The sequence below is a fragment of the Bacillus cereus group sp. BfR-BA-01316 genome (assembly GCF_022664195.1).
GTDB lineage: Bacteria > Bacillota > Bacilli > Bacillales > Bacillaceae_G > Bacillus_A.
The window spans coordinates 123,495-135,737 of record NZ_JAKUGX010000003.1; the positions used below are offsets into that span (position 1 = coordinate 123,495).

Genomic DNA, 12,243 nt, shown 5'->3' on the forward strand with positions numbered 1-12,243 from the left:
TAAATCTCATTTACAACGTAACAGTGTTATGTTACATTGTTATTAGGAAGGAGTGTTACACAGTTGAGTACAGACTTAATTTCAAAAAAAGATTTATTAGAACTAACTGGTATTTCATACGGACAGTTATATAGGTGGAAGAGAAAAAATTTAATACCGGAAGATTGGTTTGTAAGGAAGTCAACTTTCACAGGTCAAGAAACATTTTTTCCGAAAGAAAAAATATTAGAGCGTATTGATAAAATTCAAACGCTGAAAGAGGATTTGTCTCTTGATGAATTAGCGAATATGTTTTCACCGAGCGTAACAGAGATTCTTTTAACAAAAGAAGATCTCATCCGTAAAGGGATTGCTTCAGAACCCGTTTTGCAATTTTTTATAGAGCAAACGAACAAAACGACAGATTTTCAATTTGTAGATATTCTTTATGTGTACATGTTAGAAGAACTTCTTCAATCGGGAGACGTTAGTTTAGAAGAAGGAAAAATGGTGTTACAAGTTTTACGTGAAAATTATGAAGCGATAAAGCATAAAAATTGTGACTTAGTTATCATTCGTAAGCTAGGAATTTCCACGTGTTTCTTAGTTTCAAATGTGGATGACTTAATGTTTGAAAAGGGAACAAAGATCGTTTTACGAGTAGCGATTATGAATTATACAGAAGCATTAAAAACAAAACTGTTGTAGTGGAGGAGAAATAATGCGTACCGAAAATTTAATCATAAATGGTTACGGTTCATCGAATGGTGGCGAGTTTCATAAAGTACAATTAAACGGAAAAGGGACTGTTAACGGAAATGTTGAATGTGATCGTACAAGAATAAGTGGATCGGGTAAAGTAGATGGCACAGTAAATACAGATAGTATGCGAATTGATGGGAAAGCAACAATAACGCAAGATGTAAAGGCGAATACTTTAAAAATTGCGGGTAAAGGGACGATAGGTGGTAATGTAACTGGTGAAGAATTTAAGGTCAGTGGCCAAGCGACGATTGATGGTAATTGCGAGGTTGATGTTTTTTCTTCAGAGGGACAGTTTACGGTAGGTGGTTTATTAAGCGCAGATGAAATTAATATTAATATTCATGGTACATGTAGAGCGAAAGAAATTGGCGGTCAAACAATTAAAGTAAGACATAAATTGAGCGCTTTTAGTAGATTAGTTAAAACGGTATTTGGTTTGCAGTTGGAAGCTGAACTGCTAGAAGGTGATAATATCGATATTGATTATGCTCACATTAAAACGGTAAGAGGAAACAATATTACAGTAGGACCGAACTGTGAGATTGAACTGATTGAATATACCGGTGTTCTTAACGTTGATAAAAACGCAAGTGTGAAAGAAATCAAGCAGGTGTAAAGGAAGGGAGCAATCGATATGGAAAATCAACATAGTCTTACTGTTAATGGATCAGGTAGCTCGGCAGGTGGAGATTATAATAAAGTGAAGATTCGCGGCGACGGAACAATCTCTAATCATATGAGTTGTAATGATTTTAAAACGTACGGTACGAGTGAAGTACGTGGCAATATGAAAGCAAAGAATTATGTCGTGTATGGAGATAGTGAAGTGCTAGGGAATATGAAGGCGGAATATGTAAAAGTATATGGTAATGCCCAAGTACAAGGCGACGGACAAATTAATAAAATAAAAGTTAGGGGTATGATAGAATTTAAAGGGAAGCTATCTGGTGATTTTGTAGATGTGACAGGCGCTTTAAATGTGACGGGAGATATAGAAGTAGAGGAATTATTACTAACTGGCGGTCTTGAAAGTGATGGTTTACTTAATGCTGAAAATATTGAAATCTCACTTCGTTATGAAGGAAGTAAAGTAAAAGAAATCGGCGGGAAAAAGATTACAGTACGTAAAAAAGCGAGATTTATTCCTTTTACAAGTCATGCAGGAAGCCTTCAAACATCAATTATTGAAGGGGATGATATTTATTTAGAACATACAATAGCAGACGTAGTAAGAGGGAATCGTGTTATAATTGGCCCTGGCTGTGAAATTAGTATTGTAGAATATCATACTAGTTTTAACCAAAAAGGAAATGCAGTCGTAAAAGAACATAAACAAATATAAGTAGTATGAGGGAGAGCAAGAGATATGGTTGAGAAGAATAATAAACTCGGCTTCGTTGTTGCCGGTTTATTGCTAGGTATCTTAATGGCATCAATGGATAATACCATTGTCGTAACAGCAATGGGAACTATAGTTGGTGACTTAGGAGGTCTTGAAAACTTTGTATGGGTTGTTTCTGCCTATATGGTTGCAGAAATGGCAGGTATGCCGATTTTCGGTAAGCTATCAGATATGTATGGTAGAAAGAGATTCTTTATTTTCGGTTTAATCGTCTTTATGATTGGTTCGGCACTTTGTGGTACTGCTGAAAATATTACACAGTTAGGTATTTATCGTGTCATTCAAGGTATTGGCGGCGGGGCACTAGTGCCGATCGCATTTACTATCGTTTTTGATATTTTTCCTCCAGAAAAGCGCGGGAAAATGGGTGGTTTATTCGGAGCAGTATTTGGTTTATCAAGTATTTTCGGACCATTACTTGGCGCATATATTACGGATTACATTAGTTGGCACTGGGTGTTTTATATTAACTTACCACTTGGCATTTTAGCACTTATTTTTATTACATTATTTTATAAAGAGTCACGAGTTCATAGAGAACAAAAGATTGATTGGTTTGGCGCAATTACTTTAGTTGGTGCAGTAGTTTGTTTAATGTTCGCCTTAGAATTAGGTGGACAAAAGTACGATTGGGATTCTAGCTTTATTTTAAGTTTATTTGCTGGATTCGCTATTTTAGTAATTGCTTTTATTGTTATTGAACGAAAAGTAGAAGAACCAATCATTTCATTTGAGATGTTTAAACAACGTCTGTTTGGAATGAGTACAATTATTGCCTTATGTTACGGGGCGGCATTTATGTCAGCAACTGTGTACATTCCGTTATTTATTCAAGGTGTATACGGTGGTACGGCAACAAACTCAGGATTATTGTTATTACCAATGATGTTAGGATCAGTAGTTACAGCGCAGTTAGGTGGATTTTTAACATCGAAACTTAGCTACCGAAACATTATGATTATTTCTGCTGTTATTATGCTAATCGGATTATTCTTATTAAGCACGTTAACACCAGAAACAAGTCGTATATTATTAACAATTTATATGATTATAATCGGTTTTGGAGTTGGTTTCTCATTCTCTGTACTAAGTATGGCTGCTATTCATAACTTCGGTATGGAGCAACGCGGGTCTGCGACTTCAACGAGTAACTTCATTCGTTCATTAGGTATGACACTTGGTATTACAATCTTCGGAATGATTCAAAGAACTGGTTTCCAGGATCAATTAGAAGAAGCGTTTAAAGGTATGAGCGGGGGAATGAATACAAACGCTTTAGGAGATTCAAGAGCTATTCTATCAGAATCGGCAAGATCTCAAATTCCGCCGCAAATATTAGATAAAATTATTGAAGCTCTCTCTAGTTCAATCGTTCAGACATTTATGTGGGCGTTAGTCCCAGCAAGTTTAGCGTTCGTATTCGTTTTCTTTATGGGAAATGAGCGCATGGTATATAAGAAAGAACAAAACAAGGTGAAAAGTGAAACATCAAAAGCGTAAAGAAAAAGCTCCTTTCAATTTTGAAAGGAGCTTTTTCTTATGTACGGAGTCGAATTAGCCTTCGATAATTTCGTATTCTTCGTCTGCTAATAATAAAATGTGTGTTTTCTTACCTTTGTTTTGAACTTCGATTACATCATATGTACCTAAGTCTCTTAGCTTGCTTTGAGAAGCGTTAACCATAACTTCCATCGAATCAATTAAGATATCTTCTTCAATGTAGGATTCAGGCAATGCCATATCTTCAGTATCTAATACACATGTATATAGATTTTGTAAGTTTTCAGCAGTTGGGTTTTGTTCCTCAACATCAATAATGTTTTTTACTGCTTCCATATTTTCTTCTTTTACTTGATATACTTTAATTTTAGTCATTGTTTTAATCTCCTTTATAACGTAATCTTAGAGGCTGCAATTCATCCCGCAATAACGAGCAGTAGACTCCCACCTCAAGATGAAGAAGCAAATGATGAGGACGGCGGGAGATAACTGCCCGTAAGAGCCCGATTGGTGAGGGCTAACCATTAGTAGGAGATAAAGCTCCCTGCTAATAGAAGTTTCACTTTATTATAACGCTTTTTTGTTGAAAGATGAAATTGTTATATGCATTTATAGTGAAAAATATATTTTATTACTTATTTGAGGAACGATTAGTTTCTTAATTTGACAGGCATATGTCGGTATACTTATCTAGACTAATATTAGAGTTATATTGTCCAAGCTTTTCTTACATGCCTTTCATATTATATTTATTAGGTAAAACATATAGGAAAGGAATGGAGAATCAGTGGATTGTGAGCCGAAACGTGATTGTCAATGTTGTCAAAATAGTATATGTGAATTTTTGAAAAGTTTAGATCCTTATTCTAGGGTGGAGAGTATTGTAATAGACGGAAACGAAATAGTTGTATCCTATTTTATTTCATTTAATGAGATAAAAGGTATAGTGTCGTTTGCACAAGAAGACAGTGAGGTAATATTTGTAGATTGTTCAAGGATTGATGCGATTCGAATAGGAAAAGTTTGTAGTTGTAAAACGAAAGTTAAATTTATTGAAGAGGATTTTAGTCTACTTGGAAATGTTTGTCCACAATGTTTAACAGAGGGAAGCACACTCTTTTTCGATTTTCATAATCCAGAATTGAATTTATCTTTACAAGCTAAAACAATTGATGCACCTAGTTGTATTGAATTTACAGATGAACTTGGCAATTTAGTAAAGCAAATTACTATAGTAGGTGAAGCGATTGTTTCTAAAGATTACGTTCAGGTACCTGAACTGTTAGATTTTCGATTAATCTTATCGGATACAGCTGGGAATCCTTTGAAATTCGGATTACTATTTATTAATTTCCCTGATATTACGTTTATCATTCTTTTCGCATCAAGTGGATACCTCAACATTTCAAACTGTTTAAAAATAGAGAGTGGAACTGGCAATGCCGAAATAGAAGAGATGAAAAAAATGATAATCAATGACAATAGTAACATGTACAAGTCAATTATTAAGGTAACTAAAATATATAAAAATGGTGAGACGGAATCTTACACTTCTAAGAAGGAGTTATAACGTATCTATTTCAAGTGACCCTCATACACTATGCTATGTATGAGAGTTGTTACATAAAAATATATTAATCGATTACATGCATGGTGGAGCTCTTCGTTTTAATTCTATATTTTTTTACTGAAACTGAGTAATGCTTGCATAAAGTAGGAATATTACTTTTAAAGTAATGAGTAGATAAGTATGTAGCATTTTTTGATAGGGCAATCATTTCAATAGAATTAGATGTTATAATAAGCTTGTATTTGCGTATGATTTATAATTTTTTGATATTTAACAATTGAGTTTAATAGACTTTTACTTACATGATGAATAAACGCATGTGTATAGAAAACTTGTACAAGTTTACTTATGAAAATTTTGAGTTAATTTGATTTTAAGGAAAGCAGGAATGTAAATGATATATGAAGCAAATATACATGCAAGAAAAAAATTAGTTTCTATGTTTGAGGATTTTAACAATGTTGTTCTTCTTTCTTATTTACAAGGACATATGGGTAACGCGTGGGTGAACGATCTTGAAAATCCGAAAGTAGCACAAATTACCGTAGGGATTTTTACATTTTACGCTGGAGACTCAAATGCGAAAGAAATAGAAGAGTTATTACGTAACATTCCTGAAAGAATTTTAGTAATCGTTAATAGTGATGAGTGGAAAAAGCGTTTAGAAACATTCCATGAAAGAAAAATAGATAAGTTTTTACGATATAAATTTAAAAGAAATCCAGAAGTGTTTAATCGCTCAAAATTACAATCTTTTATAACTGCACTTCCAAAAGGGTATGAATTAAGAAAAATAGATGAGCATATTGCGAATGATCCAACATTACACAACGTTTCTGAAGATTTTACAAGCCAATTTCGATCGATTGATGATTATGTAAATCGAGGTATAGGTTATTGTATTTTGTATAATGGAGAAGTCGTATGTGGTGCATCATCCTATAGTATTTATGATAATGGTATTGAAATTGAAGTTGCTACTAATCTTGATCATAGAAGAAAGGGATTGGCAACTGTAGTTTGTGCGGCCTTAATATTGAATTGTTTAGAAAAGGGGAAGTATCCAAACTGGGACGCAGCGAATAGTACTTCTGCTAAACTAGCAGAAAAGCTAGGATATGTTTTTGATAAGGCGTATGATACTTATTTTGTAAATAATAGATGAATGAAAGAGAGCGCTTACAAAGCATGCAACGTCTTACGGCTAACTGTAGCAATTGAATCAGAGAAAGAAGATATAGCAAATGAATCAAAGAAAGAAAGTATAGATTCAGGATCAAAAGTAGAGACTTCAGTGCGTTCAATAGTAGTGAAAACTCCATTTTCTATTATTTCGGATGTGACTAGTTTTATAAAATTTCCTAATATTAATGTAAAAAAACAAGAAGCATTTGTATTTCGTAATGAAAAAGATGCTAGGGGTCGTGAACTGGATGCTAAGTTATTAACTACAGTGCAACACTATCATGGAGAAGTTAATTGTAATTTAGTTTCTTCAAGCCTTCATGAAAAGAGAGTGCTTTTAGAATTTTCTAATCAAAAAGTAAAAGGGAATATGGAAGAGAATTGGGTAGGCACATCTTCGTGGATTCCTATCCACGGTATAATATTAGAGAAGGAAGATGAAGCAGACGTAAATAATTATATAACTGGGAAACTATCAATAGAAATAGGGAGATATAAAGGTGAAATTAGTTTACAAGAAAAGGTGGTATTCAAAGAAAAAGTTTTAGGAATAAAAGAGGTATCACAGGAAATTATTTTGACAAAAAAATAATTCTTATTGCCAAAAGTAATAAAGAAAGGACATAATCCATCTATAATTGAAAAAGGGAGCTTACTTGTGGAAGGCTATATATTTCAATGTATTGAATTTATATCAGAACAACGTACATCTCATGATAAGCTTTATCAGTTGATACAAAATATTGTATTGGAATTGACTATCCAATTATTGCAAGAACAGGAAGTTCGTGTGCGGATTACATAAATAATCATATCTCCATCAATCAGCTAAAATCTTTTTTAGGAGTATGTAATAGAGAAACTTAAAAATAGTGCTAGCAAGTTTGCAAACGAGCTAGCTAATAAGGGGTGGGAAAAGATGTGAACTATAACTGATAGGTAGGTTAAAAATACTAGTTATTAAGATAGATGAAACGGATAAATCTTTGTTAAAACATGAGGTGTAATACAATGTGTATCCCCTCTAATTATAGAAAATTCACAACTTAAATAGTAATACATGGTTATCATAAGTTTTTAAACACCAATTATATTTTTTTAGAATAATTGGATGGACAACCTCTTGCGTAGTATCGACTTCAGTAAAACCGTATTTTTTATAAAAGTTTTTAATTCCTTAAAAGGAAGACAATATACATTTTGGATGTGTATTTCTTTCGCTGTTTGTACTAAGAATGAAACGAGTTCTCCTGCTAATTGTATTCCCCTAAAGTTAGGTAGTATGAAAATACCACCCAATTCGATTGTATTTTCATCTATTTGGACTAAACGTCCTATACCTGCATACTCATCGTTGTATGTAATAAGCGCAACTTTGTCCCGCTTTAAATCACTCGGTACAAATCCTATTGATTCATATTGATTATTAATCCACTCTAAATCATTAGATGTAGCTAGTCGATACTCATATTTATTCTCCTTTACAAAAGTTCTAATATTCTCATTATATACAGCGCAACAACTAGCGAAAAGAGGATAAATCGAAATCATTTTTCTTAACAGTTCAAATTTTAAAGAAGAGTGCATACAATATAAAGTACTTTCACTTTCTTCATTCTTGTTTTACGTATATAATTTAAAAGTAATATTTTTTATTTTATTTTCTTATATATTTATAACAGAATAGAGGTTTAAAAATGAGTGTTAAAATCATTACGGATAGTGCGGCGGATTTACCGGTAGAATTGCTGCAAGCATATGATATAGATTTAATTCCACTCCGTGTATATGATGAAGCAGAAACAGAGTATTTAGATGGGGTTACATTAAAATCAGTTACATTACTGCAAAAAATGAGAGAAGGCGCCGTTTATAAAACGTCATTGCCTTCACTTGAAACATTCCAAGAAAAATTTGTTTCCTATGCAAAGGAAGGTAACCCTTGTATATATTTAGCCTTTTCATCTGAATTGTCTGGTACATATCAATCGTCAGTTCTCATTAAAGAAGAAGTGAAAGAAACATACACTGATTTAGATTTAGAAATTATTGATACAAAATGTGCCTCACTCGGTCAAGGTATTGTCGTATTAGAAGCTGCCAAAATGGCAAAAGAGGGCGCGTCAAAAGAAGAAATCTTAAACCGTGTCGCTTTTCTAATGGAGCATATGGAACATATCTTCACTGTAGCTGATTTACAGTACCTTGTAAGAGGTGGCCGTTTAAGTAAAGTAGCTGGTTTCATCGGTGGTTTGCTAAACATTAAGCCAATCTTAAATGTGGATGAAGGAAAACTTGTACCACTGGAAAAGGTAAGAGGGAAAAAGAAAGTATTAAGCCACATTGTTGATATTATGGAAGAGCGTGGCAAAGACCTTAAAGGTCAAACAATCGGTATGACTCACGGTGATGATTTAGAAACTGCCGAAGCATTAAAAGCATTAATTACTGAAAGATTCGGCTGTGAAGTATTTATCGTAAATACAATTGGAGCAGCAATCGGAGCGCATACAGGACCTGGTGCGTTAACGTTGTTCTTCTTAAACGAGGTAGAGTAAAGGATTGATCTTTTGATCAATCCTTTTTTAATTCTAATATAATTGTTTTATGCTAATAAAAAATATGTAATTATTTATTAGTTAGTAGCTTTCTTTTTAGTAGGTAAGAAGGTAGATAGGAAACCGGTGAAGGCTAGCATGAAACCAAATGTTTCAGTATCATCAACTACTAAACCATTGTTCCACTGATAAAGGAAGGATGCTAGTATTAAAAGAGTAGCGGCTCCTCCAACATATCTTACTATTTTTCGTGTTGAATCGTTTTTAGGTTTTACAATCATATTTATCGCCCTTTCATATTTAATAAATAATTCGATGAACTAACTTATAGGATGTGATATTTGGAATTCATCTATTAAGCCTATTTAATTTATTTTTGGTTTACAATAGATGCCCTATATGTAATCGGCAAGTGTAACCAACCATACTATTTAAATTAAGAAAGATAGTTAACATTTGATGAATCTTTTTTTAATTCTAAAATAAATGTTTTATGCGAATGAAAAATATGTAATTATTTATTAACTTTCTCTTTAAAAGGTAAGAAGGTAGATAGAAAAGTAGTGATGGCTAGTGCGAAGCTGACTCTTTCAGTATGATCAATTACTAAGTCATTTTTCCACTGATAAAGGAAAGATGCTAGTATTAAAAGTAAAACGGCTCCTCCAACATACCTTACTATTTTTCGTGCTGATTCGTTTTTTAGTCTTACAATCATGTTTATCAACCTTTCTTGTTTAATAAATTATTCGATAAACTAAATAGGATGTGATCTTTATAATCCGTTTATTAAGCTCATTTAATTTATTTTTGATTTACAATAGATGCCTTCTATGTAATCGGCAAGTGTAACCAACCATACTATCTAAATTAAGATTGCTAGCTTACATTTGATTAAATCCTTTTTATTAAGTTTATCGTAATTCAAGTATATGGCGCTGTCTTTGTTAATAAAAAGTAGTAAAATTGTATGAAAAAAATAGCCGAAAAAACCGATTTTTTACCATTTAATTTAACAAGAAGTATAGAAATAATCAAAGTATGAATGTACAATTTAAATAATCGATACATTTTTTTACATATGTGAAAATGTCCATTTTATATAGTATGAAAGATTAAGAAATACATAATGACTTAATTAGTAAAAAGCATGAAATGGTTAGACAGGGAGAGTAGAGAGATGGAAATAGGGGAGCGTATTCGGCAAGTTCGTATGCATAAAGGATTAACACAGGGGGAGCTCGTATCAGGAATATGTTCAATAACATATTTAAGCAGAATAGAAAGTGGGAAAATAAAACCATCATCTTCTTTTTTAAAGAAAGTTTCTAAGAAGCTGGATGTTGATGACGATTATCTCATAGAAGGTAATCACGAGGAGATAAAGCTTACTATTCTTGAAATATGTAATAAATATAAAAAAGATAAAAGTATAACTGAAGCTGAATTATCCTCATTAGAATTATATGTTCGTGAAGTGGACGCAATTCCTTTATTATTAAAGACGTATGGCGTCATCATATACTATCATGTCCGAAATAAAAACTTATTATATGTGAAGTTATTTGTAGATCAAGCTTCGCAAATGATTCCAAGTCAAGTGGAAATGCAAGATACTGAGGATTATATTTATTACTTAAGAGCTCGAGGTCTTTATTTTTCTAATAAAGGTGAATATTTTACAGCATATGGAGTTTACAAAAAGATAGAAAATATGCTGGAACCAGAAGAGACCGAGTTGCATGCGGATACGTATTACAATATAAGTATGGTAAGTCAGCATCTTAATAAAGACCAAAGTGTTAGTCGCATATACGCAAAAAAAGCATATGAATTGTATAAAAAGTTTAATATAGAGCAACATAAAATTTATGCGCTAATACTTCTTGTGATGCAATATAACAAAGATAAACAGTATGAACAAGCATTTGAAACTTTGAAACGAGTAGAAAATGAATCAAAGGTGGAAAATGATTCATTAAACTTATGTTATGTAAAATATAATTACGGAAAAATTTATCAAGCATTAAAAGATTATAAAAATGCAATAAAATGTTACGAAGAAAACTTGGTTCTTTGTGAGTATTTACCAAATAAAGCAGATAAAGTATATACAATCCGGAATTTAATAGAGATTTATATGGAATTAAAAGATTGGAAAAAAGTAACTAAACTTATAGATGAGGCATTTGGAATTTTATCAATTTTCGATGTACCTTATGCACATGTTCAACTTTATGGGTTTAAAGCAGAAAAATCTAAAATATGGGCAGATTATAATGGATATGAGAAGAATATGAAACAAGCAATTGAGATAGGGACAGAAAAACAGCAATATAGCTTAGTTGCTGAATTAGCTTATAAATTGGGGAATTATTATTATGAGAATCGCTCATATAAATTATCTGCGAAGTATTTTAAAATATCAGCTGAAAATAAAATGGATTAAAACAGGGTTTCAGTAATATGTTTTCTTAGTTTATAAATTATTAGAGGTTATCCTAAAGAGTAAGTGTTTTAAAGATCTTAGGGAGACCTTTTTTTATCCCGCATTAGCGGTTCTGTATGGGAAGAACCGCTAATGTGAATTGCGTATGTTAAACAAAATAAAAAAGCAAAAGCCAATGTCCTTATCGTATGGAAATTGGCTTTTGTTTATTTTTGTTATAGAAACTGATCAACTGGAAAGTCAAGATTAATAGTGGTATGGTGCAACATTGATTTATGGGAGTTCGCTTTCTTTGAAAACAAACGCATTAAAACAGCAACTTCTAAGGATGCACTAGATAAAGCATTTTCATCTTCTCTACCAATAAGTACTACATCTGGTATAACAGGCCAAGAGCCAGCACGATTATAAAAGGGAGCTAAAGACGGTTTACATGTAAATATACCGAAATCTATATCGTTTTGTTTTTCAATCCATTCGGTAGCGGCAGTAACTGTATGTAAACCTAAACCTTGACCATGATAATCTGGATCAGTCGCTACACAACTCAGTCCGGCTATATTAAATGGTTGTCCCTTATGATGGATAGTTTTGCGCACTACACCTGCATAGCTGACTAGCTTTCCATCTATATAGGAATAAAATGAGCGTACATTAAATTCTTTAAGATGTGTTTCAGGAATTTTTCCCTCAGGAAGGGGATCGAAATCTGGCCAAACCCGCTGTAGCATTACAACAATTTCGCGTCTTAGTGCATCAGATACTTGGTTATAGTCGGTCGATTGTACAATATGAGTTGTCATAAGTTATTTTCTCACTTTCTTCTATGTTTAAA

Annotated in this window: 12 protein-coding genes and 2 pseudogenes; 9 read left to right on the forward strand and 5 right to left on the reverse strand. The window is 32.7% G+C overall.

Annotated features, from left to right (window positions below; genetic code table 11):
• Positions 1 to 63: 63 nt before the first annotated feature.
• Genes MR071_RS03790 through MR071_RS03805 form a run of 4 tightly spaced genes read left to right on the forward strand, consistent with a single transcriptional unit; the run spans position 64 to position 3,646 of the window.
• Positions 64 to 687, forward strand: coding sequence for a YhbD family protein (locus MR071_RS03790; RefSeq protein ID WP_242235012.1), 624 nt, complete (start codon positions 64 to 66; stop codon positions 685 to 687).
• Positions 688 to 700: 13 nt separating this feature from the next.
• On the forward strand, positions 701 to 1,360 hold the full coding sequence (locus MR071_RS03795) for a bactofilin family protein (RefSeq protein ID WP_242235014.1): 660 nt from the start codon (positions 701 to 703) through the stop codon (positions 1,358 to 1,360).
• 18 nt (positions 1,361 to 1,378) lie between these two features.
• Entirely contained in the window at positions 1,379 to 2,086 is a 708-nt protein-coding gene (locus tag MR071_RS03800; RefSeq protein WP_105584990.1) for a polymer-forming cytoskeletal protein, read from the forward strand.
• 24 nt (positions 2,087 to 2,110) lie between these two features.
• On the forward strand, positions 2,111 to 3,646 hold the full coding sequence (locus MR071_RS03805; protein ID WP_242235018.1) for an MDR family MFS transporter: 1,536 nt from the start codon (positions 2,111 to 2,113) through the stop codon (positions 3,644 to 3,646).
• A gap of 54 nt (positions 3,647 to 3,700) precedes the next feature.
• On the opposite strand, the gene MR071_RS03810 is transcribed toward MR071_RS03805, so the two are convergent.
• Positions 3,701 to 4,021 carry a hypothetical protein gene (locus tag MR071_RS03810; RefSeq protein ID WP_105584988.1) on the reverse strand — a complete coding sequence of 107 codons (321 nt, stop codon included), beginning with the start codon at positions 4,019 to 4,021 and terminating at the stop codon, positions 3,701 to 3,703.
• A gap of 412 nt (positions 4,022 to 4,433) precedes the next feature.
• Here MR071_RS03810 and MR071_RS03815 point away from each other — a divergent pair, with 412 nt between their 5' ends.
• The 3 genes and pseudogenes from MR071_RS03815 to MR071_RS03825 form a co-directional block, all read left to right on the forward strand.
• Positions 4,434 to 5,216 carry a BC_2878 family exosporium-associated protein gene (locus tag MR071_RS03815; RefSeq protein WP_105584987.1) on the forward strand — a complete coding sequence of 261 codons (783 nt, stop codon included), beginning with the start codon at positions 4,434 to 4,436 and terminating at the stop codon, positions 5,214 to 5,216.
• A 394-nt stretch (positions 5,217 to 5,610) separates the two neighbouring features.
• A complete protein-coding gene (locus tag MR071_RS03820; protein WP_242235019.1) occupies positions 5,611 to 6,381 on the forward strand; it encodes a GNAT family N-acetyltransferase in 771 nt (256 codons plus the stop codon).
• Between the two features lie 54 nt (positions 6,382 to 6,435).
• Positions 6,436 to 7,206: pseudogene (locus MR071_RS03825) on the forward strand (BC_2427 family protein); the annotation flags it as partial.
• 234 nt (positions 7,207 to 7,440) lie between these two features.
• Here MR071_RS03825 and MR071_RS03830 read toward each other — a convergent pair.
• Positions 7,441 to 7,898: pseudogene (locus tag MR071_RS03830) on the reverse strand (GNAT family N-acetyltransferase).
• Positions 7,899 to 8,098: 200 nt separating this feature from the next.
• Between MR071_RS03830 and MR071_RS03835 the strand changes: the two are divergent.
• Positions 8,099 to 8,959, forward strand: a complete 861-nt coding sequence (locus MR071_RS03835) for a DegV family protein (RefSeq protein WP_242235021.1) — start codon at positions 8,099 to 8,101, stop codon at positions 8,957 to 8,959.
• Between the two features lie 77 nt (positions 8,960 to 9,036).
• On the opposite strand, the gene MR071_RS03840 is transcribed toward MR071_RS03835, so the two are convergent.
• Together MR071_RS03840 and MR071_RS03845 are read right to left on the reverse strand one after the other, a co-directional pair.
• Entirely contained in the window at positions 9,037 to 9,240 is a 204-nt protein-coding gene (locus tag MR071_RS03840; protein WP_105584984.1) for a hypothetical protein, read from the reverse strand.
• A 233-nt stretch (positions 9,241 to 9,473) separates the two neighbouring features.
• A complete protein-coding gene (locus MR071_RS03845) occupies positions 9,474 to 9,677 on the reverse strand; it encodes a hypothetical protein (protein WP_105584983.1) in 204 nt (67 codons plus the stop codon).
• A gap of 462 nt (positions 9,678 to 10,139) precedes the next feature.
• Here MR071_RS03845 and MR071_RS03850 point away from each other — a divergent pair, with 462 nt between their 5' ends.
• Positions 10,140 to 11,408, forward strand: a complete 1,269-nt coding sequence (locus tag MR071_RS03850; RefSeq protein WP_242235023.1) for a helix-turn-helix domain-containing protein — start codon at positions 10,140 to 10,142, stop codon at positions 11,406 to 11,408.
• 215 nt (positions 11,409 to 11,623) lie between these two features.
• On the opposite strand, the gene MR071_RS03855 is transcribed toward MR071_RS03850, so the two are convergent.
• Positions 11,624 to 12,211: a GNAT family N-acetyltransferase gene (locus MR071_RS03855; protein WP_242235025.1), complete on the reverse strand. Its 588-nt coding sequence runs from the start codon at positions 12,209 to 12,211 to the stop codon at positions 11,624 to 11,626.
• Between the last annotated feature and the right edge of the window lie 32 nt (positions 12,212 to 12,243).